This is a genomic window from Micromonospora sp. NPDC023633 (genome assembly GCF_040640035.1).
Classification (GTDB): Bacteria; Actinomycetota; Actinomycetes; order Mycobacteriales; family Micromonosporaceae; genus Micromonospora.
In genome coordinates, this window is record NZ_JBFABB010000006.1 from 48,582 (window position 1) to 73,296 (window position 24,715).

Genomic DNA, 24,715 nt, shown 5'->3' on the forward strand with positions numbered 1-24,715 from the left:
GGGCGGACGAGATGACCGGGACCCGCTGGCTCGCCGAGTACGCCTGGTTGCCGGACCACGCCGAACCGACCGCCGACGTGCTGATCGAGACCACCGACGGGCGGATCACCGGTGTGACCCCGCTGACGGCCGGGAGCACGCCACCCGCCGGAGTCGAGGTCGTGGCCGACGCCGTCCGGCTGCCCGGGCTGACCCTGCCCGGGCTCGCCAACGCGCACTCGCACGCGTTCCACCGGGCGCTGCGCGGGCGCACCCACGGCGGGCGCGGCGACTTCTGGACCTGGCGCGACCGGATGTACGCGGTGGCGCAGCGGCTCGACCCCGACTCGTACCTGGCCCTGGCCCGGGCCGTCTACGCCGAGATGGCGCTGGCCGGGATCACCTGCGTCGGCGAGTTCCACTACCTGCACCATGACCCGGACGGCACCCCGTACGCCGACCCGAACGCGATGGGTGCGGCGCTGGTCGAGGCCGCCGCGCACGCCGGGATCCGGATCACCCTGCTGGACACCTGCTACCTCACCGCCACCGTCGACGGGCAGCCGCTGGCCGGACCGCAGCGGCGCTTCGGCGACGGCGACGCGCTGCGCTGGGCGGAACGGGCCGACGCGTTCCGACCGGCCGGCGACCACGCCCGGGTGGGTGCGGCGATCCACTCGGTGCGGGCGGTGCCGGCCGGGCAGCTCGCCACCGTTGCCGGCTGGGCGGACCGGCGGGACGCGCCCCTGCACGTGCACCTCTCCGAGCAGCCCGCCGAGAACGACGCCTGCCGGGCCACGCACGGCTGCACCCCGGCCCGCCTGCTCGCCGACCGCGGGGCGCTCGGCCCGGCCACCACGGCCGTGCACGCCACCCACCTGACCGGCGGCGACCTCACCCTGCTCGGGGACGCCGGCACGGGCGTCTGCCTCTGCCCGACCACCGAGCGGGACCTGGCCGACGGGATCGGCCCGGCCCGGCGGATGGCCGACGTCGGCCTGCCGCTCAGCCTGGGCAGCGACAGCCACGCCGTGATCGACCTCTTCGAGGAGGCCCGCGCGGTGGAACTGGACGAGCGGCTGCGCACCCGCCGACGCGGCCACTTCAGCCCCGCCGAGCTGCGCGACGCGGCCACCGTGGGCGGCCACGCCGCGCTGGGCTGGCGCGACGCCGGGCGGATCGCCGTGGGGGCGCGTGCCGACCTGGTGACCGTACGGCTGGACAGCCCGCGCACGGCCGGCGTACCGCCGGTGGGGGTGTGGTTCGCGGCGGGCGCCGCGGACGTCACCCACGTCGTGGTGGACGGCCGGACGGTGGTGCGCGACGGCCGGCACCTGACCGTCGACGTGCCGGCCGAGCTGGCCGCGGCCATCGAGGAGGTGACCTCATGAGCAGTCTGCTGGTCGACGACATCGGCGAGCTGGTGACCAACGACGTCGGCGGCGAGGGCGGGCCGTTGGGCATCCGGCGCGACGCCGCCCTCCTTGTCGAGGAGGGGCGGGTGGCCTGGATCGGGCCGGCCCGCGACGCGCCGGCCGCCGACCGGCGCCTGGACGCCGGGGGCGCCGCCGTGCTCCCCGGCTTCGTGGACAGCCACGCCCACCTGGTCTTCGCCGGGGACCGGGCCACCGAGTTCGCCGCCCGGATGGCCGGACAGCCGTACACCGGCGGCGGCATCCGGACCACGGTCGGCGCGACCCGGGCGGCCACCGACGACGAGCTGCGGGCCACCGTGCGCCGGCTGCGCGGCGAGGCGATGCGGCAGGGCACCACCACCATGGAGATCAAGAGCGGGTACGGCCTCACCGTCGCCGACGAGGCCCGCTCGCTGGCGATCGCCGCCGAGGTCAGCGAGGAGACCACCTTCCTCGGCGCCCACGTGGTCCCCGCCGAGTACGCCGACCGCCCCGACGACTACGTGGGGCTGGTCTGCGGGCCGATGCTGGCCGCCGCCGCGCCGCACGCGCGCTGGATCGACGTCTTCTGCGAGCGGGGCGCGTTCGACGTCGACCACGCCCGCGCCATCCTCGCCTGCGGCCAGGCCGTCGGGCTGGGCGTGCGGGTGCACGCCAACCAGCTCGGCCCCGGGCCGGGCGTCCAGCTCGGCGTCGAGCTGGGCGCGGCGAGCGTCGACCACTGCACCCACCTGACCGACGCCGACGTCGACGCGCTGGCCTCGACCCGGGTCGACGGCGGGCACACCACCGTGGCGACCCTGCTGCCCGGCGCCGAGTTCTCCACCCGCTCGCCCTACCCGGACGCCCGCCGGCTGCTCGACGCCGGCGTCACCGTGGCGCTGGCGACCGACTGCAACCCCGGTTCGTCGTACACCTCGTCGATGCCGTTCTGCGTCGCGCTCGCCGTACGCGAGATGCGGATGACCCCGGCGGAGGCGGTCTGGGCCGCGACCGCCGGCGGCGCCCGGGCGTTGCGCCGCGACGACGTCGGGGTGCTCCGGCCGGGGGCCCGGGCCGACCTGATGGTCCTCGACGCCCCGTCCCACCTGCACCTGGCCTACCGGCCGGGTGTGCCACTGATCCGCCAGGTTCTGCGCAACGGAGTCCCTCAATGACCGTGACCATCCTGCCCACCGGGGTCTCCCCCGCCGACGTGCTCGCCGTGGCGCGCGGCACCGCCAAGGTCGTCCTCGACCCGGCCACCGTGGACGCCATGACCGTCAGCCGGTCCATCGTCGACGGCATCGAAGCCGCCGGCCGGCCGGTCTACGGCGTCTCCACCGGCTTCGGCGCGCTGGCGAACACCTTCGTCGCGCCCGAGCGGCGGGCCGAGCTCCAGCACGCGCTGATCCGCTCGCACGCCGCCGGGGTGGGCGCGCCGATGCCGCGCGAGGTGGTCCGGGCCATGATGCTGCTGCGGGTCCGCTCGCTGGCGCTCGGCCGCTCCGGGGTCCGGCCCCTGGTCGCCGAGGCGCTGGTCGACCTGCTCAACCACGACGTGACGCCGTGGGTGCCGGAGCACGGCTCGCTGGGCGCCTCCGGCGACCTGGCGCCGCTGGCGCACTGCGCGCTGGTGCTGCTCGGCGAGGGCTGGGTGCTCGGCCCGGCCGGCGAGCGGCTGCCCGCGGCCGACGCGCTGCGCCGGGCCGGGCTGACGCCGGTCGAGCTGGCCGCCAAGGAGGGGCTGGCGCTGATCAACGGCACCGACGGCATGCTCGGCATGCTGCTGCTGGCGATCCACGACGCCGCGCACCTGTTCACGATGGCCGACGTCACCGCCGCCCTCGCCATCGAGGCGATGCTCGGCTCGGAGCGGCCGTTCCTGCCGGAGCTGCACGCCATCCGGCCGCACCCGGGGCAGTCGGCCTCGGCGGCGAACATCCACCGGCTGCTCCAGGACTCCCGGGTGATGGACTCGCACCGCGACGACCTGGCGCACGCGGTGCAGGACGCGTACTCGATGCGGTGCGCGCCGCAGGTCGCCGGGGCGGCCCGGGACACGCTCGACTTCGTCCGCACGGTGGCCGGCCGGGAGCTGGTCTCGGTGGTGGACAACCCGGTGGTGCTGCCCGACGGCCGCGTCGAGTCGACCGGGAACTTCCACGGCGCGCCGCTCGGTTTCGCCGCGGACTTCCTGGCCATCGCCGCCGCCGAGGTGGGCGCGATCGCCGAGCGCCGGGTCGACCGGCTGCTCGACGTCACCCGGTCCCGGGAGCTGCCGGCGTTCCTCTCCCCCGACGCCGGGGTCAACTCCGGGCTGATGATCGCGCAGTACACGGCGGCCGGGATCGTCGCGGAGAACCGCCGGCTCGCCGCGCCCGCGTCGGTGGACTCGCTGCCCACCAGCGGGATGCAGGAGGACCACGTCTCGATGGGCTGGGCGGCGGCCAAGAAGCTGCGCGCCGTGCTGGACAACCTGACCAGCATCCTCGCCGTCGAGCTGCTCGCCGGGGTACGCGGGCTCCAGCTGCGCGCCCCGCTCGACCCGTCCCCGGCCGGCCGGGCGGCCGTCGCGGCGCTCGGCGGGGTCGCCGGGGAACCCGGGCCGGACGTCTTCCTGGCCCCGCTGATGGAGGCCGCCCGGGCCGTGCTGGCCGGGCCCGACCTGCGCGCCGCCATCGAGCGCGAGATCGGCCCCCTCGACTGACGGCCGCCCCGGGCCACCGCGCGCCGCGGTGGCCCGGGTGGCCGCGCCGACGGGCGCCGCGATGGCCTCCGGGCGGCTGCGCGACGCCGGCCACGACGGGTCTCAGCCCGCCAGCAGCGCCACGCCGACCAGCACGGGCACGGCGGCCACCGTCGACAGGAGGACCGAGTCGCGCGCCAGGACCGTGCCCCGGCCGTAGCGGATCGCGTAGACGAAGACGTTCTGCGCCGTCGGCAGGGCGGCGGTGACCGTGCAGGCCAGCACGAGGCCGGCCGGCAGCCCCATCGCGAAGCGCGCGACGAGGTAGGCGACGGCGGGCTGGACCACCGTCTTGAGGACGACCGCGAGCCGGACGTCCCGTCCGGTGTCGCCGGAGCCGGGCCGCGGCGCGCCGTGCAGGGAGACGCCGTACGCGATCAGCGTGGCGGGGACCGCCATCGCCGCGACCAGTTCGATCGGCCGCAGGACCGGCTCCGGCGGCAGCCAGCCGGTCAGGCTGGCCGCGACGCCCAACGCGCACGCGATGGTGACCGGGTTGGTGAGCGGCTGGAGCACCACCGTGCCGAGCGACGGTCTCCTCCGCGCCGTGGCCGCCTCCAGGAAGGCGAACGCGATTGGCGTCATGACGACCAGCTGGAACATCAGGACGGGCGCGACGAACGAGGCGTCCCCGAGGACGTAGACCGCGACCGGGATGCCGATGTTCGCCGCGTTGACGTACGACGAGGCCAGGGCGCCGATCGTCGCCTCCGCGACGGAGCGGCGCCAGCAGAGGCTCGCGACGGCGACGAACACCGACGCCACGGTGGTGGTGCTGACCACCGTGACGACGAGGGAGGACGAGACGACCGCGGGCACGTCGGCCCGCGACACCGTCTCGAACAGCAGCGCCGGAGTCGCCACGAAGAACGCGACGCGGGAGAGGACCGTGGCTGCTTCCGGCCCCAGCACCCCGCCGCGGCCGAGCGCGTAGCCGACGGCGATGACGGTGACGATGACGGCGAAGCCCGTCAGCACCCCTCCCACCGGGGCGGGGCCGTCAGCTCGCGGGCGGCAGCACCTTGGCGACGAGCTTGGCCAGCTCCCGCAGCGCCTTGCCCCGGTGGCTGACCGCGTCCTTCTCCTGCGGCGTCAGCTCGGCGTTGGTACGGTCCTGCCCGTCGCCGAGGAAGATCGGGTCGTAGCCGAACCCGCCGTCGCCGCGCGGCGCCCGGAGCAGCCGGCCGGTCTGCCTGCCGTCGACCAGGTGTTCCTTGCCGCCGGGCAGCACCAGGGCCACCGTGCAGACGAACGACGCGCCCCGGTGCTCGTCGGGGAGGTCCGCGATCTGGTCCAGCACCAGCTGCAGGTTGGCCTGGTCGTTGCCGTGCCGGCCGGCCCAGCGGGCGCTGAACACCCCCGGCATGCCGTTGAGCGCCTCGACGGCGAGCCCGGAGTCGTCGGCGATCGTCGGCAGGCCGGTGCGCCGGCAGCCCTCCCGCGCCTTGATCAGCGCGTTCTCGCCGAAGGTCAGGCCGCTCTCGGGCAGCTCCGGGTATTCCTCGACGTCGTCCAGCCCGATCAGGGCGACGCGGTGCGCGCCGAGCGCGCCGTCGAGGATCCGCTGGAGCTCGACGAGCTTCTTGCGGTTACGGGTGGCGAGCAGCACCTTGTTCATCAGAATCCACCTTTGTTCGCGACTGCGGGGCTCGCAGGCTCACTCCTCGCGCTCACGGGAGGAGGAGCGCCTTCCGCTGGGCTTCGGCCAGTTCCACGCAGCCGGCGACGGCCAGGTCGAGCAGGGCGTCGAGCTGCTCGCGGGCGAACACGCCCGCCTCCCCGGTGCCCTGCACCTCGACGAACTCGCCGGCGCCGGTGCACACCACGTTCATGTCGACCTCGGCGGCCACGTCCTCGGTGTAGTCGAGGTCCAGCCGCGGCTCGCCGCCGATGATCCCGACGCTGATCGCGGCCACCGAGCGGTGCATCACCTTCTCCGGCTTGCCGACCAGCGACTTGCGCCCGGCCAGCCAGGTCACCGCGTCGTGCAGCGCCACGTACGCGCCGGTGATCGCGGCGGTTCGGGTGCCGCCGTCGGCCTGGAGCACGTCGCAGTCGAGCACGATCGAGTTCTCGCCGAGGGCCTTCAGGTCGATGGACGCCCGCAGGCTCCGGCCGATCAGCCGGGAGATCTCGTGCGTACGGCCGCCGACGCGGCCCTTCACGCTTTCCCGGTCGGAGCGGGTGTTGGTGGCCCGCGGCAGCATCGCGTACTCGGCGGTGACCCAGCCGAGCCCGGAGCCCTTGCGCCAGCGGGGCACGCCCTCGGTCACGCTGGCGGTGCAGAGCACCCGGGTGCCGCCGAACTCCACGAGCACCGAGCCCTCCGGATGGGTGCTCCAGCCCCGGGTCAACGTCACAGGTCGGAGTTCGTCGGGTCGCCGCCCGTCAGGTCGTGCCATCCCTGCACCCTATGCGGTGCCGCGATCGGTTCGCCCCGGGGTGCCCCGCCCCGGGGCGCCGGCCGGTCAGATCTCGTAGCTGGCGCCGGGCCGGACCACCTCGAGCGGCCCGTCGTAGGCGGCGCCGGCCGACTCCACGGTGTGCGCCTCGCTGCCCCAGGCGGCCACCAGGTGGGTGAGCAGCAGCCGGCCCACCCCCGCCTTGGTCGCCGCCTCGCCGGCCTCCCGGCCGGTCAGGTGCAGGTCCGGCGGGTTCTCCACGCCGTCGAGGTAGCTCGCCTCGCAGAGGAACGTGTCGGCGTCCTGGGCCAGTCGCAGCAGCGCGTCGCAGGGCGCGGTGTCCGAGGAGTAGCAGAGCACCCGGCCGTCGTGCTCCAGCCGGACGCCGTACGTCTCGACGGGGTGGTTCACCCGGTCGACGGTGACCGCGAAGGGGCCGATCGGGAAGGTGCCGGGTTCGAGGGCGTAGAACTGGTAGACGTCCTCGACCGTGCTGTCCTCCTGCCCGTACGCGGCGGCCAGCCGGTCCGGCGCGCCGGAGGGGGCGTAGACCGGCAGCGACGGGTAGGGCCCGTCGGGGGCGTAGCGGCGGACCACCACGTAGGAGGCCGCGTCGAGGATGTGGTCGCAGTGCAGGTGGGTGAGGATGATGGCGTCCGGAGCGTGCAGCCCCGCGTAGCGCTGGAGGTTGGACAGCGACCCGGAGCCGAAGTCGACCAGCAGCCGGAAACCGTCCGCCTCGACGAGGTAGGCCGAGCAGGGGGACTCGGGACCGGGAAAACTGCCCGCGCAGCCCAGGACGGTCAGTCGCATCGAGTTGTCTCACTATCACGATGCGTAGTTTCCGCGCCGACGGTCCCTCTGTGGATGATCTCTACCGACGCGTACGCCACGCAGGGCAGCCTACGCGCGCCCGCGCGGCGACAAGAGTCATCCACTGGAAGTTGTCATCAACGTGACACCCCACCTGAGCCCCGCCGCGCCGCCCACCGGGGCACCGTGACGAGACGGCGTCCGCCGGTAGCGCTGGGTGAACGGATCGGCCGCGCCCAGGGGCGGTGACGCGCGGCCGGGCCGCCGACGCGGGTCGGCGGCCCGGCCGCTCGACGTCACGCCCAGAGCTGGCCCTCCAGGGCTTCCTCCGCGTCGGCGAGGGTGCCGCCGTACGCCCCGGTGGAGAGGTACTTCCAGCCGCCGTCACAGACCACGAAGGCCACGTCGGCCCGCTGGCCGGCGCGGACGGCCTCGTGCGCCACCGCCAGGGCGGCGTGCAGGATCGCGCCCGTGGAGAACCCGGCGAAGATGCCCTCCACCTCGACGAGCTGCCGGGTGCGCAGCACCGCGTCCCGGGTGCCGACGGAGAAGCGCCGGGACAGCACCGACGCGTCGTAGAGCTCGGGGACGTACCCCTCGTCGATGTTGCGCAGCCCGTAGACCAGCTCGCCGTAGCGCGGCTCGGCCGCGACGACCTGGATGCCGTCGACCTTCTCCCGCAGGTAGCGCCCGGTGCCCATCAGCGTCCCGGTGGTGCCGAGACCCGCCACGAAGTGCGTGATCGTGGGCAGGTCGTGCAGCAGCTCCGGGCCGGTGGTCTCGTAGTGCGCCCGGGCGTTCGCCTCGTTGCCGTACTGGAAGAGCATGACCCAGTCGGGGTGCTCGACCGAGATCTGCTTGGCGGTCGCCACCGCCTGGTTGGAGCCGCCCGCCGCCGGCGAGAAGATGATCTCCGCACCGTACATCCGGAGCAGCTGCACCCGCTCGGTCGAGACGTTCTCCGGCATCACGCAGACCAGCCGGTAGCCACGCAGCTTGGCCACCATGGCCAGCGAGATGCCGGTGTTGCCGCTGGTCGGCTCGAGGATGGTGTCGCCCGGCCGGAGCCGGCCGGACTCCTCGGCCGCCCGGACCATGAACAGGGCCGCCCGGTCCTTGATGCTGCCGGTCGGGTTCCGGTCCTCCAGCTTCGCCCAGAGCCGCACCGGCGGCGACCCGTCCGACACCGTCGGGGAGAGCCGGGGCAGCCCCACCAGGGGCGTCCCCCCGCAGGCGTCGAGGAGGCTGTCGTACCGCGCCATGGCGACCGCCGCCGTCAGCGGACGGCGGCCGGCCGCGCGGCGACGGCGGCGCCGTGCTGGGCGATCGCGGCGGCCGCGGCGAAGCCGAACGCGCCACCGGCGACGGCCGGCAGGATGGTCACGCTGTCGCCGTCGTTGAGCTTGGCGTCCAGCGCGCCGAGGAAGCGGACGTCCTCGTCGTTGACGTAGACGTTGACGAAGCGGTGCAGCGCGCCGGCGTCGGTGACCAGCCGGGCCTTCAGGCCGGCGTGCCGGGAGTCCAGGTCGGCGAGCAGGTCGCCCAGCGTGTCGCCGGCGCCCTCGACGACCTTCGCGCCGCCGGTGTAGCTGCGCAGGATGGTGGGGATGCGAACCTCGATGGCCATGATGTCGTGCTCCTCGATGATGGTCGGGCGTGCCGGAAGGTGACGGGACGTGGACGGGTGTGGCGGCGCTGGATCAGCGGCCGGAACACTCGTAGTCGACCGTCGCCGGGCTCTGCCCGAACATGTAGGACTGCACGGCGTGCGGGTCCACCCCCGCGTCCACGATCCGGACCGGCTCCTCGGTCACCACGCCGTCGACGATCCGGAAGGAGCGGATCTCCTCCGTGCCGGGGTCGCGGGTGGAGACCAGCAGGTAGTGCGCGCCGGGCTCCCCGGCGAAGGAGATGTCCGTGCGGGACGGGTAGGCCTCCGTGGCGGTGTGCGAGTGGTAGATGACGACGGGCTCCTCGTCCCGGTCGTCCATCTCACGCCACACCCGCAGCTGCTCCATCGAGTCGAACTCGTAGAACGTCATGGAACGGGCCGCGTTGTCCATCGGGATGTGCCGGGTGGGGGTGTCGCTGCCGGCGGGGCCGGCGACCACGCCGCACGCCTCGTCGGGGTGGTCCCGACGAGCGTGGGCGACGATCGCGTCGACGATCGACCGGTCGATGCTCAGCACGTGCTCCAGCCTAACGCGTACCTGCCGCGACCTTAAGGTGTCGGCGGTCACGCCTAGTCGATCAAGGCGTTGAGCAGGGATTCCTGGAGATAGCCGAGGTACGCGTAGACCGACAGTTGGAACACCCGGCTGGAGGTCGGATCCTCGGCGACCGCGTCGTCGAGCTCCTCGCCGAGGTCGGTGCCGTCCTTGATCTCCAGCCGGACGCCCATCGCCAGCCGGGCGTCGTTGAGCGCCCGCAGCCACGCCTCGGCCGCCTCCGCGTCGAGGCGCACCTCGCCGCCGGCCTCGTCGGGCAGCGAGGCGAGGATCGCGCCGGCCTGGTCGATCTTGGCGGTCTTGAGGTCGCCCTCGGTGTAGCGGCGGAACTCGGCCGTGCCGGACGGGTCCTCCGGGTAGACCTCGGGGAAGAGCCGGCCCACCACCGGGTCGGTGTGGTCGAAGCCGTCGGTGAGCAGCCCGACCACCTCGGAGGCCACCTTCCGCAGCACCCGCACCTCGTCGACGGCGAAGGTGGCGACGTAGCGGTCGCCCTGGCGACGGAACATGCTCACGACCGGTCCACCGTCGCCCACAGCCCGTACGCGTGCAACTGCGACGCGTCGTGCTCCATCCGTTCCCGGGCGCCGCTGGAGACCACGGCGCGGCCCTTGTGGTGCACGTCGAGCATGAGCTGTTCCGCCTTCTCCCGGCTGTAGCCGAAGAGCTTCTGAAAGACCCAGGTCACGTACGTCATGAGGTTGACCGGGTCGTCCCACACGATCGTGACCCACGGCCGGTCGGACGCCGGCACCTCGTCGGTGTCCGGCGTCTCGACAGGTGCAACCTGTGGAGCCGCCATGCCCCCCATCGTGCCACCGGATTCGGCGAACCGAGGAACCGGAACGCCGGCCCGGCGCGGATCGCCGCGTCCGGCCTGGTCAGGGGCGTCCGCGGCACCGTACGACCTCGGCACGGTGCCGACGCCGCGAGCGGCCCGGCCGCCCTCAGGCGAGCAGGATGCCGTGGTCGACAGCATCGGAGAGCACCCCGTCCAGCGAGAGGCGGACCACCTCGAACCGCCGGGACACCTCCCGGGACAGCTCCAGTTCGACCTCGCGCAGCGCGCGCTGCGCCCAGGCCCGGGCGGCGTTGGGGTCGTGGTTGCCGGGGCTGCGCCAGTGCTGCCAGCAGCCGCCCGAGAGGGCCACGGCCACCGGCGGGAGCACCTCCACGCGCTCGACGCCCGGGTAGCTCGCCAGCGCGTCGGTCGCGCCGGTTCCGGTCAGCCCCGCCACGCCGCCGGTGCTGGTGACCAGCAGCACGCGGTCCAGCTCGTGCTCGCCCCGGTGGTCAGTCAGGCCCCAGCGCACCGGGGCGTGGAGGCGCCGGCGGACGCCCACCGGCAGCGGCGTGCCGAAGACCCGGCCGGCGGCCTCCTCGAAGAGCCCGCGCACCGCCTCGTCGCACTGCGCGGTGGCCAGCAGCGACAGCGCCTCCATCTCCCGGTCGAGCAGCTGCGGCAGGCCGGCGCAGCCGACCCCGAAGACGATCTCCTGCACCACGCGGAGGTGGATGTTCGCCAACTCCAGGGCGAGGTGTTGGCGGATGCGCCGGGCGGAGGACCGGGCCTGCCGGTCGAGCTGCTCCGACCAGTCGCCCGGGTCGGCCAGCACCGGCACCCGGCCCTGCGACCCGGGCAGCACCGGCGGCTCGGCGCTCGCCCGCCGCAGCCCCTCGTCGGCGGCCCAGCCGACCAGGGCCCGGCGCAGGTCCGCCCCGTCACCCGCGGCGTCGAGCGGGAACCAGCGGGCGTCGGCGAGCCCGGGAACGGCGGCCAGCAGGGCCGCCCGGTGCGCCTCGACGGTGACCGCGACCGGGTCCACCGGCGCGGGAGCCGACCCGAGGGACGCCCCCGTGCCCTCCGTCGTCGTCGCGCCCTCCGGCACCGGGGCCCAGCCGCCCGCGCCCGGGGTGACCGCGAAGACGACCTCGACGCCGGCGCGGGCCAGGTCGGCGAGCAGGTGGAGTTCGACGGCGGTGAAGACCTGGTCGGCGCCGATCACGAAGAGCACCGCCCCGGCCCGGCCGGCGGCGTCGAGCAGCAGCTGGCCGCCGGCCACCCCGAGGGCGTCGGTGTCCGGCGTGTCGACGAGGCTGAAGTGCCGCAGCAGGGGCTCGGGCAGGCTCAGCTCGACCCGGCGCGGCGGGCGCGCGAGCGCCGGCCCGGCGGCCAGCCGGTCGGCGCCGTAGGAGTGGGGCTGGCGGTAGCCGGGCACGTAGGCGGCCCGCGTCGGCACCCGGGAGTGGTTGACCACGAGCCAGCTGCCGGCGGGCACGGCGAGCATGGTGGGATCGAGCTGGAGCAGGCGGGCGAGCACCTCGGAACGCCCCGCGCCGGCCGGGCCGACGCCGAGCACGGCCAGCGGCTCCTCCGGGCGGGGCTCGGTCACCCCCAGCCTGACGGGCAGCCGCCCCCGGCGGGGCAGCTCCGCGGCGGCGGCCGTGCCGTCGGGCACCTCGACGGCGGGGAGAGGACCGGGCTTCATCGAAAGCGGCCTCCCGTGGCAGGCGACCGGCAGCGGCCGGCCGCGTGGAATCGTCCGGTGACGGCACCCGGATGCCGGAAGAGTACGGGCGGCCGGGCCCCCGAACCGAACACTCCGAATACTCAGGGGTAACTACGAGACTACTCAACTTCGGTGCGTGACGATGTGCACGCGGACGGATTCCGGTCGATATGCTGCCCCGATGAGTCGGTGGAGTTTCGTCGGCCGAACGGATGAGCTCAACCGTCTGCTGTCGGCGGTGACCGGCGCGGAGGGGCGGGGCCTCTTCTTCAGCGGCAACGCGGGCATCGGCAAGAGCCGGCTGCTGCGCGAGGGAGTGGCGGCCCTCCCCCGCGACGGGTACGCCGTCTGGTCGATCGCGGCCAGCGCCACCACCGCCGCGCTCCCCTTCGGCGGTCTCGTCCAGGTGCTCCCGACCGAGCAGCCGCAGGGCCTCTCTCCCGCCGGCATCCTGCGCTGGGCGGTGGACGTGTTGCAACAGCAGGCGGCCGGCCGCCGGATCGTGCTCGCGGTCGACGACGCGCACCTGCTCGACCCGCCCTCGGCGGCGCTGGTGCACCTGGTCGCCCGGGCCGACAACGCCACGGTCATCGGCACGTCGCGCGACGGCGAGCAGCTCCCGCTGCCGATCCGGGCCCTGTGGACCGACGGCCTGGTCGACCACGTCGAGCTGAAGCCGCTGCCGCCGGCCGAGACCACGCGGCTGCTCTCCGAGATCCTGAACGGACCGGTCGACGCCACCTCCGCCGACCGGCTCGGCCGGCTCTCCGAGGGCAACCCGCTGCTGCTGCGGGAGCTGGTGTTCGCCGCCGACCGCGGGGAGCTGACCCGCACGTACGGGATCTGGAAGTGGACCGGCCGGCTGGAGCTGGCCCCCAACCTGACCGACCTGATCGACATCCGGATCGGCCAGCTCACCTCGGGCGTACGCGGGGTGGTGGAGCTGGTCGCCTTCGGCGAACCGCTCGGCCTGCACCTGCTCAACCAGGCCGCCGACCCGGTGGACGTGGAGACCGCCGAGGAGCGCGGGCTGATCGCCGTGGAACACGACGACCGGCGGGCGAACGTGCGGCTGGCCCACCCCCTCTACGGCGAGGTGATGCGCCGCCGCTGCCCCGTCAGCCGGACGCGGCGGTTGCAGGCCCGCCTCGCCGAGCTGCTGGAGCTGGTCGGCAAGCGACGCCGCGACGACCTGCTCCGGGTGGCCGTCTGGCGGCTCGACTCGGGCACCGCGCAGGATCCGGCCCTGCTGCTCGACGCGGCCGGGCAGGCGTTCGCCCGCTACGACGTACCGCTGGCGACCCGGCTGGCCCGCGCGGCGCTCGACGCGGGCGGCGGCTTCGACGCGGCGGAGCTGCTGGCCACCATCCTGATGTTCGCCGACCGGCCGGACGAGGCGATCGGGGTGCTCGACGCGGTCTCCGCCGACATCGAGGGCGAGCGGCGGCTGAGCCGCTGGCTGACGGTGCGGGGCATGGTCAGCTACTGGGGCCTGAGCCGGCAGTCCACGGTGGAGGAGATCGCGGCCCGCGGGTCGACCCTGCGGGATTCCGCCGACCAGGCGAGGGTGCTGGCCTTCGAGGGCATCATGCGGCTGCACCGGCTGGACACCGGCATCGCGTTGCGGCTCGCGCAGACGGTGCTGGACCGGCCGGCCGCGAGCGTCGCCGCCCGGGAGCTGGCCCGCAGCACGATCGCCCACCTACAGGCGGCGCAGGGGCAACTGCACCGCAGCGCCACCGCGATCAACCAGGTGCAGGCCGAGGCGGGCCGGTGGCGGGCGGACATGCCGTACCTGCAACTGGCCCTGGAGCTGGCCCGCGGTACCCGGCTGGCGCTCGCGGGCGACCTGGCCGGCATCGACGCGATCGTGGCCGACGAGTTCGCCGACCTGGCCGGCGCCGGGGACTTCCGGCTCGGCACCGGCTACCTGGCCATCCTCCAGGCGTACGCGGCCCGGCTGCGCGGCCAGAGCGACGCGGCGCTGCGGACCAGCCTCGGCGCCTGCGCGGTGCTCGCCACCAGCCGGGTCTACGCGGGACTGGCCCAGGCCGAACGGGCCCAGGCGGCGGCGCTGCGGGGCGACGCCGCGCAGGCGGCGGAGGCGATGGCGGAGGCCGACCGCACCCACGCCCCCGGCATGGTCGTGCTGTACCCGTGGCTGGAGCAGGCCCGGGGCGCGGTGCTCGCCGCCGGCGGCGACGTGTCCGGCGCCGTCAAACACCTGACCGGGCTGGCCGACCGGCTGCGCGCGGACGGCTTCGCCGGGCACGAGGTGCACGTGCTGCACGACCTGGTCCGGCTGGACCAGGCGACCGCGCCGCTCGGCCCGACCTGCTCCGACGGCAGCCGGCGCACGGTCGCGCAGCGGCTCGCCGAGCTCTCCGAACGGGTCGACGGGGTGCTGCCGCCGCTGCTCGCCCGGCACGCCCGGGCCGCCGCGGGCGGCTCCGCCGACGAACTGCTGGCGGTCGCCGACGGCTTCGACGCGCTGGACCTGGCCGTCTACGCGGCGGAGGCCACCGCCACCGCCCTGGACCGGTTGCGCCGGCAGCGGTCCCCGGCGGCGGCCACGGCCCGGGAACGCCTCGCCGCCCTGCTCGGCCGCTGCGACCTGATCCGCACCCCGGCGTTGCAGGCCGGCTCCCCGGCGCTGAGCGAACGCGAGTGGCAGGTGGCCCGGCTCGCCGCCGACGGCGTGACCAGCCGGGCCATCGCCGAGCGGCTCTACCTCTCCGCCCGCACCGTCGAGAACCACCTCCAGCGGATCTACGGCAAGCTCGGCGTCGCGGGCCGGGCGGAGCTGCGGGCCGCCCTGCAGGCGATCCCGGGCCACGACGGCGGCGAAAACGGGTGAACCCTAGGCTGGGGCGGTGAGCACCCTTCGCCCCGCGCTGCTGACCGACCACTACGAGCTGACCATGGTCAGTGCCGCCCTGCGCGACGGCACCGCCGACCGCCCCTGCGTCTTCGAGGTGTTCAGCCGCCGGCTGCCCGCCGGTCGCCGCTACGGCGTGGTCGCCGGCACCGGCCGGCTGATCGAGCTGATCCGCGACTTCCGCTTCGACGCCGACGAGATCGACTTCCTGCGGCGCACCGGGGTGGTCGACGAGCAGGCCGCCGCCTGGCTGCGCGACTACCGCTTCACCGGGGACGTCGAGGGCTACGCCGAGGGTGAGCTGTTCTTCCCCAACTCGCCGATCCTCACCGTCTCCGGCGGCTTCGCCGAGTGCGTGGTGCTGGAGACGCTCGTGCTCTCGGTGCTCAACCACGACAGCGCCGTCGCGGCCGCCGCCGCGCGGATGGTCACCGCGGCCCGGGGGCGGGCCCTGATCGAGATGGGCTCCCGACGCGCGCACGAGGAGGCGGCGGTGGCCGCGGCGCGGGCCGCGTACCTGGCCGGCTTCCGATTCACCTCGAACCTCGCCGCCGGGCGGCGCTACGGCATCCCGACCGCCGGCACGGCCGCGCACGCGTTCACCCTGCTGCACACCGACGAGCGGGCCGCGTTCGCCTCGCAGGTCGCCACGCTGGGCAAGGACACCACGCTGCTGGTCGACACGTACGACATCAGCCAGGGCATCCGCAACGCCATCGCGGTGGCCGGGCCGGACCTGCGGGCGGTGCGGATCGACTCGGGCGACCTGGCGGTCATCGCCCAGCAGTCCCGCGAGCTGCTCGACTCGCTGGGCGCCACCGAAACCAAGATCATCGTCTCCGGCGACCTCGACGAGCACGCCATCGCCTCGCTCGCCGCCGAGCCGGTCGACATGTACGGCGCGGGCACCGCCGTGGTCACCGGCTCCGGCGCCCCCACCGCCGGGCTGGTCTACAAGCTCGTCGAGGTCGAGGGCCGCCCGGTGGTCAAGCGCTCCGAGCACAAGGCCACCATCGGCGGCCGGAAGGTCGCCGTACGCCGGCACAAGCCGACCGGCACCGCCACCGAGGAGATCGTCGTGCCGCAGGGCGTGCCCGACCCCCGGCCCAACGACCGGCTGCTCCAGCACACGTTCCTGGCCGGCGGCGAGCCGGTCGAGCGGCCGAGTCTGGACGAGTCGCGGGAGCACCTGCGGCAGTGCCTGATCTCCATCCCCTGGGAGGGGCTGAAGCTCTCCGCGGGCGACCCGGCCATCCCGGTCACGGTCGTCCCGGCCGACTGAAAGGAGCACCAGGTGAGCAACGCGCTGATCGTCGTGGACGTGCAGAACGACTTCTGCGAGGGCGGCTCGCTGGCCGTGGGCGGCGGGGCCGGCGTGGCGGCCGGGGTCACCCGGCTGCTCGCCGCCGAGCCCGACCGCTGGGACCACGTCGTCGCGACGAAGGACTACCACGTCGACCCGGGCGCCCACTTCGGCGACCCGCCGGACTTCGTGGACTCCTGGCCGCGGCACTGCGTGGTGGGCACCCCGGGCTCGGAGTTCCACCCCGACCTGGCCACCGACCGGATCGAGGCGATCTTCCACAAGGGCGAGCACGCGGCCGCGTACTCCGGCTTCGAGGGGCACGCCGACGACGGCGAGGGCCTGGCCGACTGGCTGCGCCGGCACGGGGTGGACCGGGTCGACGTCGTCGGGATCGCCACCGACCACTGCGTACGGGCGACCGCCCTGGACGCCGCCCGCGAGGGCTTCGCCACCACCGTGCTGCTGGACCTGACCGCCGGGGTCGCCCCGGACACCACCGACGTGGCGCTGCGCGCCCTGGAGGGCGCCGGGGTCACCCTGCGCGGGAAGCCTGTGGTCAGGGCCGCATGAGGCGGTAATTCGTTGGCGGGTGCCGTGCCTCCCGGCCGAGGATGTCGGGCGGAGGTACGCACCGACATGAACATGAAGCCTTACCGGGAGGCGCTCGCCCTGCCCGGTCTCCGGTCGCTGCTGCTGGTGTCGGTGCTCGCCCGCGTCCCGCTCACCGCCACCGGGGTGACCCTGACGTTCTACGTCGTGCTCGACCTCGGGCGCGGCTACGGCGCGGCCGGGCTCGTCGGCGCGGCGATCACCGTGGGAGCCGCGATCGGCGGCCCGCTGCTCGGCCGCCTGGTCGACCGTCGCGGCCTGCGGCCGGTGCTCGTGCTGACCGGCGTCGCCGAAGCCGTCTTCTGGTCCACCGCGCCGATGCTGCCGTACCCGGTGCTGCTGCCCGCCGCGTTCCTGGCCGGCTCGCTCGCCCTGCCGATCTTCTCGGTGATCCGGCAGTCCATCGCCGCGATGGTGCCGCCGGAGCGGCGCCGCCCCGCGTACGCGCTGGACTCCATGTCGGTGGAGCTGTCGTTCATGGTCGGTCCCGCGCTGGCCGTGGCGGCGGTCACCGCGATCTCCGCGCGGACCACGCTCTACCTGGTCGGCGCCGGCATCGTCGCCGCCGGCGTCGCGTTCTGGGTGCTCGACCCGCCCACCCGGGGCGGCGGCGAGCCGACCGGGCCACAGCCGAGGGTGCCCCGCCGGTCGTGGCTCACCCCGCGCCTGCTCGCCGTGCTGGCGGTCAGCGCCGCCGGCACGCTGGTGCTCGGCGGCACCGACGTGGCCGTGGTCGCCGTGCTGCGGGAGAGCGGCGACGTCGGGTGGACGGGCGCCGTCCTCGCCGTCTGGGCGGTCGCCTCGCTGGTCGGCGGCTTCGCGTACGGGGCGGTCACCCGCTCCTTCCCGCCGCTGGCCCTGATGGCCGCGCTCAGCCTCTGCACCATCCCGGTCGGGCTGGGCGGGGCGCACTGGTGGCTGCTCTGCCTGGCGCTGATCCCCGCCGGGGCGCTCTGCGCGCCGACCATCGCGGCCACCTCGGACGCGGTCAGCCGGCTGGTCCCCGCCTCCGTACGCGGCGAGGCGATGGGCCTGCACGGCTCGGCGGTCACGGTCGGCATCGCGGTCGGCGCGCCCCTCGCGGGCGCCGTCATCGACGCCTCCGCGCCGGCCTGGGGCTTCACGGTCACCGGGGCGGTCGGCGCGCTGGTGGCGCTGGCGGTGCTCCCGATCGAGCTGCGCCACCGACGCCGGACGCCGGAGGCCGCGAAGACCGTCGAACTGGTCGGCTCCGCCCACTGAATCCGCAGGCCACCGGCACTTTGGGTCCGCACCGGTCGGGGTGCTTTGATGGGGGCGTGGCGAATCCGGTGATCCTCACCATCGACGACGACCCGGCCGTCTCCCGTGCCGTGGCCCGGGACATCCGACGGCGTTACGGCGACCGCTACCGGGTGATCCGCGCCGGCTCCGGCCCGAGCGCCCTGGAGACGTTGCGCGAACTCAAGCTCCGGGGGGAGCAGGTGGCGGTGCTGGTCGCCGACCACCGGATGCCCGAGATGACCGGCATCGAGTTCCTCGAGGCCGCGATGGACCTCTTCCCCGCCGCGCGCCGGGTGCTGCTCACCGCGTACGCCGACACCGACGCGGCGATCGACGCCATCAACCTGGTCGACCTCGACCACTACCTGCTCAAGCCGTGGCACCCGCCCGAGGAGAAGCTCTACCCGGTGGTGGACACGCTCCTCGACGCCTGGGCGACCACCGCGGAGGCCGCCGCCGCGGAACTGCGGGTGGTCGGGCACCGCTGGTCCGCGCCGTCCTTCGCCGTCCGGGACTTCCTCGCCCGCAACCTCGTCCCGTACCGCTGGTTGCTCGCCGACGACCCGGAGGGCGGCCGGCTGCTGAACGCGGCCGGCGCGACCGCCGACGACGTGCCGGTGGTGATCGCCCCGGACGGGACACACCTGGCCCGGCCCACCGAGGCCGAGCTGGCCGCGCTGGTCGGCCTCCGGGTGGCCCCCACCGAGGACTTCTACGACCTGGTGGTCATCGGTGGCGGACCCGCCGGGCTGGGCGCGGCGGTCTACGGCGCGTCCGAGGGGCTGCGCACGGTGCTGGTCGAGCGGCGGGCCACCGGCGGGCAGGCCGGGCAGAGCAGCCGGATCGAGAACTACCTCGGCTTCCCGGAGGGGGTGTCCGGCGCCCAGCTCACCGACCGGGCCCGCCGGCAGGCGTTGAAGTTCGGCGCCGAGCTGCTCACCACCCGGGAGGTGACCGGGCTGACCGACGCCGGGTCGGCCCGACTGCTCACGTTCGGCGACGGCAGCACGATCGCCACGCACGCGGTGGTGCTCGCCACAGGTGTGTCGTACCGGGTGCTGGACGCGCCCGGCCTGGCCGAGCTGACCGGTCGGGGGGTCTTCTACGGCTCGACCGCCACCGAGGCACCGAGCTGCGTCGACCAGGAGGTCTACATCGTCGGCGGGGCGAACTCCGCCGGGCAGGCGGCGGTGCACTTCGCCCGGTACGCCAAGCGGGTGCACCTGCTGATCCGGGGGGCCGACCTGACCGCCTCGATGTCCCGGTACCTGATCGACCAGCTCGACCGGATCGACCGGGTGGTGGTGCACCCGCACACCGTCATCGCCGCCGGGGCCGGCACGGAGCACCTGGAGCGGCTCACCCTGGCCGACACCCGCACCGGCGAGACCCGCGAGGTGGACGCCTCCTGGCTGTTCATCTTCATCGGCGCGCAGCCCCGTACCGACTGGCTGGACGGTGTCCTGGTCCGCGACGAGCGCGGATTCGTGGTGACCGGACCGGACCTGGTCGCCGGGGGACGCCGACCGCCGGGCTGGTCCCTCGCGCGGGACCCGTACCACCTGGAGACCAGCATGCCCGGGGTCTTCGCCGCCGGTGACGTCCGGGCCGAATCGGTCAAACGGGTCGCCTCGGCGGTCGGCGAGGGCGCGATGGCCGTCTCGCTGGTGCACCGCTACCTGGAGTCCCAGTGACCACCGACCCGGACCGCCCGACGATCGCCCAGCTCCGGACGCTGTTCCTGTTCGAGTCGCTCGACGCCGACCAGCTCGCCTGGTTGGCCGAGCACGGCCGAATGGAGACCCGCGCCGCCGGCTCGTCCGTCTACACCGAGGGTGACCCGGCGACCTGCTTCTACGTGCTGATGGACGGGACGGTGTCGATGTCCCGGCGGGTCCGCGGCGACGAGGTCGAGGTCGTTCGCACCAGCCAGCGCGGGGTGTACGGCGGCGCGACCCAGGCGTACCTGGACGAGCAGGTGTCGCAGCTGTACCTGAACTCGCTGCGGGCGATCAGCGACGCCACCTTCCTGGTGCTGCCCGCCGAGACGTTCGCGTACGCCGTGCGGACCTGGTTCCCGATGGCGATGCACCTGCTCGAGGGGCTGTTCGTCGGGATGCGGGACACCCAGACCCGGGTCGGCGAACGGGAGCGGCTGCTGGCCCTGGGTGCGCTGTCGGCCGGGCTCACCCACGAGCTGAACAATCCGGCCGGGGCTGCGGTCCGGGCCACCGCGGTGCTGCGGGAACGCGTCGCGGCGATGCGGCACAAGCTGGCGATGATCGCCGACAGCCGGCTCGACGCGCGGGTCCTGCACCGGCTGGTCGAGTTGCAGGAGGATGCGGTCAAGCGGGTGGCCGCCGCGCCGTCGCTGTCCGCGCTGGCGGCCAGCGACGCCGAGGACGAGCTGGTCGACTGGCTGGACGAGCACGACGTGACCGCCGGCTGGGACCTCGCGCCGACGCTGGTGGCCGGTGGGCTGGACGTGGCGTGGCTGGCCCGGATCGAGCCGGCGGTGGGGCGGGAGAACCTGGAGAACGCCCTGCGCTGGCTCACCTACACCGTCGACACCGAGCTGTTGATGCGGGAGATCGACGAGGCGGTCGGCCGGATCTCCGGGCTCGTCGGCGCGGCCAAGCAGTACTCGCAGCTCGACCGGGCCCCGCATCAGGTGGTGGACGTGCACGACCTGCTCGACGCCACCCTGGTCATGTTCAAGGCGAAGATCCCGTCCGGTGTCCGGCTGGTCCGGGAGTACGACCGCACCCTGCCCCCGCTCCCCGGGTACGCGGCGGAGCTGAACCAGGTCTGGACGAACCTGGTCGACAACGCGCTGGGCGCGCTGGGCGGCTCCGGCACGCTGACCGTCCGGACGGTTCGAGACTCCGACTTCCTGGTGGTGGAGGTCGCCGACACCGGGCCGGGCATCCCGGAGCACGTCCGGCCCCGGATCTTCGAGCCGTTCTTCACCACCAAGCCGGTCGGCGAGGGGACCGGCCTGGGGCTGGACATCTCGTACCGGATCGTGGTGCACAAGCACCACGGGGACATCCGGGTGGAGTCGGTGCCGGGGTCGACCACCTTCCGGGTCCTGCTGCCGCTCACCGAACCGACCGCCGACGGCTGAGCCGGCACCCGGGGACGGCCGCGGGGCGGTTGGCGGCTGAACCCGGGGCCGGTCAGGCCCGGACCTCGTCATGCCGGCGTCATCCGGTACCGCGCTGCCGGGTCCGGGGCGCGCGGCTACGCGAAGGGCGCCGCACCCCGGTCTGGGGTGCGGCGCCCGTCGTACGCGCGTGTCGGGTGACCGGTCAGTGCCGGTCGACGTCGCTCTCGACGTCCTCGCGGTAGCTCGCGCCGCCGTCGGACTCGCTGGTCAGCGGCTTGGCACCGCCCTCCGGCGGGCCGGCCAGGCTCTGGCCGCCGGCCGCCAGCTCGGGGAACTTGAGGTCGAACGCCGGCCGCTCGGAGCGGATCCGCGGCATCCGGTCGAAGTTCCGCAGCGGGGGCGGGGAGGTGGTCGCCCACTCCAGCGAGTTGCCGTGGCCCCACGGGTCGTCGACCTCGACCACCGGGCCGGCCTTGTACGACTTCCAGCAGTTCCAGATGAACGGCAGGGTCGAGATGCCGGTGATGAACGCGCCGATGGTGGAGACCATGTTCAGCGTGGTGAAGCCGTCGCCGGGCAGGTAGTCGGCGTACCGGCGCGGCATGCCCTCGTTGCCCAGCCAGTGCTGCACCAGGAACGTGGTGTGGAAGCCGATCATGGTCAGCCAGAAGTGCACCTTGCCCAGCCGCTCGTCGAGCATCCGGCCGAACATCTTCGGGAACCAGAAGTAGATGCCGGCGAAGACGGCGAACACGATGGTGCCGAAGAGCACGTAGTGGAAGTGGGCCACCACGAAGTACGAGTCGTGCAGGTGGAAGTCGAGCGGCGGGCTGGCCAGCAGCACGCCGGTCAGGCCACCGAAGAGGAACGTGACCAGGAAGCCGATCGAGAAGAGCATCGGCGTCTCGAAGCTGACCTGGCCGCGCCACATGGTGCCGATCCAGTTGAAGAACTTCATACCGGTCGGCACGGCGATCAGGTAGCTCAGGAAGCTGAAGAACGGCAGCAGCACCTGGCCGGTGGAGAACATGTGGTGCGCCCAGACGCTCATCGACAGGCCGGCGATGGCGATCGTCGCGGCGACCAGGCCCTTGTAGCCGAAGATCGGCTTCCGGGAGAAGACCGGGATGATCTCGGAGATGATGCCGAAGAACGGCAGCGCGATGATGTACACCTCGGGGTGGCCGAAGAACCAGAAGAGGTGCTGCCACAGCATCGGCCCGCCGGTCGCGGGGTCGTAGACGTGGGCTCCCAGCAGGCGGTCGGCGGCCAGCGCCATGAGCGCAGCGGCCAGCAGCGGGAAGACCAGGATCACCAGGAGGCTGGTGACCAGCATGTTCCAGGTGAAGATCGGCATCCGGAACATCGTCATGCCCGGCGCGCGCAGAGTCAGGATCGTGGTGATCAGGTTGACCGCGCCGAGGATCGAGCCGAGACCGGAGATGACCAGGCCGACGACCCACAGGTTGCCGCCGATGCCCGGGGAGTGCTCGACGTTGCTCAGCGGCGTGTAGGCGGTCCAGCCGAAGTCGGCGGCCCCACCGGGGGTGACGAAGCCGACCATCGTCATCGAGCCGCCGAGCAGGAACAGCCAGTAGGCGAAGCTGTTCAGCCGGGGGAACGACACGTCGGGCGCGCCGATCTGCAGCGGCACCACGTAGTTCGCGAAGGCGAACACGATCGGCGTCGCGAAGAACAGCAGCATGATCGTGCCGTGCATGGTGAACAGCTGGTTGTACTGCTCGGGCGACAGGAACTGCAGCCCGGGTCGGGCCAACTCGGCCCGCATGATCAGGGCCATCAGGCCACCGATCATGAAGAACGCGAACGCGGTGACCATGTACATGATCCCGATCTGCTTCGCGTCCGTGGTACGCAGCAGCCGCGCGATGGCCGACCCCTTGACCGGCGCTCGGACCGGCCAGGGCCGGGTCACGACCGGCTTGGGTGCGACGGTGGTCACGAGTGGCCTCCGGTTCTGGGTTGTCCCGCTCGGCGCGCTGGTTATCTGCGGGCCGTCATCCGCAAGGAGGATAGTCCCCGGCAGGTGGGTGTGCCGCGTGGGGTGGTCGGGTAGCCTGCACCGCCCCGGCGCGGACGGCGCTCGGCCGCCGGCGCTACAGCGGGCCGAGCAGCAGCCGGTAGTGCTCGCCGAAGATCCGGTCGCCGCGCCCGCGCAGCAGCGGGTCGCGCAGCGCCGGCGGCACGTCCCGGGTCCGGTTACGGTCGCGGGTCCGGTCCCGCACCCATCGCGTACGCGGGCGACGACGACTCTCGTACGCCGCCAGCGCCGCCTCGACGTCGCCTTCGGCCGTCCGGAGGGAGTCGGCGAGCACCACGGCGTCCTCCAACGCCATCGCCGCGCCCTGGGACAGCGTCGGCGCGGTGGCATGCGCGGCGTCCCCGACGAGCAGCACCCGCCCTCGGGACCAGCACCCCAGCTCCACCTCCTCGGTGATCCCGACGTGCACCCGGTCCAGCGCCTCCAGCACGGCCGGCACCGGTCCGCCGTAGTCGCCGAAGAGCTCGCGCAGCCGGGCCGTCGGGTCGGCCGGCGCGGCGGTGCCGGCCTCGTCGGCGTAGCAGTGCAACCGCCCGGCGCCGATCGGCATGACCAGGAAGCCGGCGCGCTGGCCGAGCAGGGCGGTCCACTCGGCGACCGGGGGGCCGTCGCGCACCACGCAGCGGTAGACGACCTGACCGGCGGGCCGGGGCGGGCCGCCGAGCGCGGCCAGGGCCCGGATCGAGGAGCGCGGCCCGTCGGCGCCGACGACGAGGTCGTACTCGGCGGTGGTGCCGTCGACGAAGGTGACGCCGACGGAGTGCGGCAGCAGGTCGACGGTGCGCACCTCGATGCCGTGCCGGACGGCGCCGCCCGCGCCGGTGAGCAGCACCCGGTGCAGTTCCGTCCGGGGCAGCGCCCGGCACTCGCCGACGCCGGACCAGAGCGCGTCGAGGTCCACCTCGCAGAGCGGCGCCCCGGCCGCGTCGAGGAACCGCTGCCGGTGCATGACGTGCCCGAGCGGGCGGACGGGCCCGTCGAGGTCGAGCCGGCACAGCGCCCGGGCCGCGTTGCCGGGCAGGAAGAGACCGGTCTCGGCGTTCTCGCCCGGGGGCAGCCTCTCGGTGACGTCGGGCCGGAAGCCCGCCATCCGCAGCGCCCGGGCCACGGCCAGGCCGGCGATGCCCGCGCCGACGACGAGGATGCGCAGGGGAGAGCCACCCATGGTGGTGTACGCCTCCGGAGGGGTTCGGCACGCGTTGGAGGCAAGACACTACTCGGCGCAATCGGCACACACCAGAGTCAATCGTCCCAGATGAAACATTCCTCGGCGGCCCTCGCCCCTGCTTCGGCGGATCACCTGCCCACCGACCGGCCCGGACGTGGCAAACCTCACTTACCTCGCCAATACCCCCGGCCCGTTGCGCTGCGGTTTCAGAGATGTAAATGTGTCGACTGGACATGGGAGCGCTC

The 24,715-nt window shown here is 74.1% G+C and carries 21 protein-coding genes; 9 read left to right on the forward strand and 12 right to left on the reverse strand.

The features are described 5' to 3' along the window. The first annotated feature begins 11 nt into the window (after positions 1–11). Genes AB0G13_RS03290 through hutH form a run of 3 tightly spaced genes read left to right on the forward strand, consistent with a single transcriptional unit; the run spans position 12 to position 4,083 of the window. The gene (locus AB0G13_RS03290; RefSeq protein WP_357868165.1) at positions 12–1,370 is read left to right on the forward strand and encodes a formimidoylglutamate deiminase; all 1,359 of its coding nucleotides are present in this window, start codon (positions 12–14) and stop codon (positions 1,368–1,370) included. Beyond that, the gene (gene hutI, locus AB0G13_RS03295; protein WP_357868167.1) at positions 1,367–2,551 is read left to right on the forward strand and encodes an imidazolonepropionase; all 1,185 of its coding nucleotides are present in this window, start codon (positions 1,367–1,369) and stop codon (positions 2,549–2,551) included. The genes AB0G13_RS03290 and hutI overlap by 4 nt, the downstream gene beginning before the upstream one ends. After that, complete coding sequence (gene hutH, locus AB0G13_RS03300; RefSeq protein ID WP_357868170.1) at positions 2,548–4,083, forward strand: histidine ammonia-lyase; 1,536 nt, start codon at positions 2,548–2,550, stop codon at positions 4,081–4,083. The genes hutI and hutH overlap by 4 nt, the downstream gene beginning before the upstream one ends. 102 nt (positions 4,084–4,185) lie before the next feature. On the opposite strand, the gene AB0G13_RS03305 is transcribed toward hutH, so the two are convergent. From AB0G13_RS03305 to AB0G13_RS03350, 10 genes are all read right to left on the reverse strand, one after another. Then, a complete protein-coding gene (locus AB0G13_RS03305) occupies positions 4,186–5,100 on the reverse strand; it encodes an AEC family transporter (protein WP_357868172.1) in 915 nt (304 codons plus the stop codon). Between the two features lie 22 nt (positions 5,101–5,122). Further along, positions 5,123–5,740 carry an RdgB/HAM1 family non-canonical purine NTP pyrophosphatase gene (rdgB, locus tag AB0G13_RS03310; RefSeq protein WP_357868174.1) on the reverse strand — a complete coding sequence of 206 codons (618 nt, stop codon included), beginning with the start codon at positions 5,738–5,740 and terminating at the stop codon, positions 5,123–5,125. A gap of 52 nt (positions 5,741–5,792) precedes the next feature. Beyond that, positions 5,793–6,524 carry a ribonuclease PH gene (rph, locus tag AB0G13_RS03315; RefSeq protein WP_357868177.1) on the reverse strand — a complete coding sequence of 244 codons (732 nt, stop codon included), beginning with the start codon at positions 6,522–6,524 and terminating at the stop codon, positions 5,793–5,795. Between the two features lie 66 nt (positions 6,525–6,590). Further along, entirely contained in the window at positions 6,591–7,337 is a 747-nt protein-coding gene (locus AB0G13_RS03320) for an MBL fold metallo-hydrolase (protein WP_357868179.1), read from the reverse strand. Between the two features lie 296 nt (positions 7,338–7,633). After that, the gene (locus AB0G13_RS03325) at positions 7,634–8,599 is read right to left on the reverse strand and encodes a pyridoxal-phosphate dependent enzyme (RefSeq protein WP_357868181.1); all 966 of its coding nucleotides are present in this window, start codon (positions 8,597–8,599) and stop codon (positions 7,634–7,636) included. Between the two features lie 14 nt (positions 8,600–8,613). Further along, complete coding sequence (locus AB0G13_RS03330; RefSeq protein WP_357868184.1) at positions 8,614–8,964, reverse strand: MoaD family protein; 351 nt, start codon at positions 8,962–8,964, stop codon at positions 8,614–8,616. 73 nt (positions 8,965–9,037) lie between these two features. After that, entirely contained in the window at positions 9,038–9,526 is a 489-nt protein-coding gene (locus tag AB0G13_RS03335; RefSeq protein WP_357868187.1) for a M67 family metallopeptidase, read from the reverse strand. A gap of 53 nt (positions 9,527–9,579) precedes the next feature. Next, the gene (locus AB0G13_RS03340) at positions 9,580–10,074 is read right to left on the reverse strand and encodes a DUF2017 domain-containing protein (protein WP_357868318.1); all 495 of its coding nucleotides are present in this window, start codon (positions 10,072–10,074) and stop codon (positions 9,580–9,582) included. Positions 10,075–10,076: 2 nt separating this feature from the next. Further along, positions 10,077–10,367, reverse strand: coding sequence for an ATP-dependent Clp protease adapter ClpS (gene clpS / locus AB0G13_RS03345; protein WP_089001780.1), 291 nt, complete (start codon positions 10,365–10,367; stop codon positions 10,077–10,079). A 145-nt stretch (positions 10,368–10,512) separates the two neighbouring features. After that, positions 10,513–12,054, reverse strand: a complete 1,542-nt coding sequence (locus tag AB0G13_RS03350) for a hypothetical protein (protein ID WP_357868190.1) — start codon at positions 12,052–12,054, stop codon at positions 10,513–10,515. 202 nt (positions 12,055–12,256) lie between these two features. On the opposite strand from AB0G13_RS03350, the gene AB0G13_RS03355 reads away from it, so the two are divergent. From AB0G13_RS03355 to AB0G13_RS03380, 6 genes are all read left to right on the forward strand, one after another. After that, the gene (locus tag AB0G13_RS03355) at positions 12,257–14,932 is read left to right on the forward strand and encodes a LuxR C-terminal-related transcriptional regulator (protein ID WP_357868193.1); all 2,676 of its coding nucleotides are present in this window, start codon (positions 12,257–12,259) and stop codon (positions 14,930–14,932) included. Positions 14,933–14,948: 16 nt separating this feature from the next. After that, a complete protein-coding gene (locus AB0G13_RS03360) occupies positions 14,949–16,235 on the forward strand; it encodes a nicotinate phosphoribosyltransferase (RefSeq protein WP_357868196.1) in 1,287 nt (428 codons plus the stop codon). A 12-nt stretch (positions 16,236–16,247) separates the two neighbouring features. Continuing rightward, positions 16,248–16,829, forward strand: coding sequence for an isochorismatase family protein (locus AB0G13_RS03365; RefSeq protein ID WP_357868199.1), 582 nt, complete (start codon positions 16,248–16,250; stop codon positions 16,827–16,829). 66 nt (positions 16,830–16,895) lie between these two features. Then, positions 16,896–18,110 carry an MFS transporter gene (locus tag AB0G13_RS03370; protein WP_357868202.1) on the forward strand — a complete coding sequence of 405 codons (1,215 nt, stop codon included), beginning with the start codon at positions 16,896–16,898 and terminating at the stop codon, positions 18,108–18,110. Between the two features lie 56 nt (positions 18,111–18,166). Further along, positions 18,167–19,825: an FAD-dependent oxidoreductase gene (locus tag AB0G13_RS03375; protein WP_357868206.1), complete on the forward strand. Its 1,659-nt coding sequence runs from the start codon at positions 18,167–18,169 to the stop codon at positions 19,823–19,825. After that, positions 19,822–21,258: an ATP-binding protein gene (locus AB0G13_RS03380; protein ID WP_357868209.1), complete on the forward strand. Its 1,437-nt coding sequence runs from the start codon at positions 19,822–19,824 to the stop codon at positions 21,256–21,258. The genes AB0G13_RS03375 and AB0G13_RS03380 overlap by 4 nt, the downstream gene beginning before the upstream one ends. Positions 21,259–21,442: 184 nt before the next feature. On the opposite strand, the gene ctaD is transcribed toward AB0G13_RS03380, so the two are convergent. Together ctaD and AB0G13_RS03390 are read right to left on the reverse strand one after the other, a co-directional pair. Beyond that, complete coding sequence (gene ctaD, locus AB0G13_RS03385) at positions 21,443–23,203, reverse strand: cytochrome c oxidase subunit I (protein ID WP_357868212.1); 1,761 nt, start codon at positions 23,201–23,203, stop codon at positions 21,443–21,445. 154 nt (positions 23,204–23,357) lie between these two features. Further along, the gene (locus tag AB0G13_RS03390) at positions 23,358–24,467 is read right to left on the reverse strand and encodes an FAD-dependent monooxygenase (protein ID WP_357868214.1); all 1,110 of its coding nucleotides are present in this window, start codon (positions 24,465–24,467) and stop codon (positions 23,358–23,360) included. Positions 24,468–24,715 lie beyond the last annotated feature (248 nt).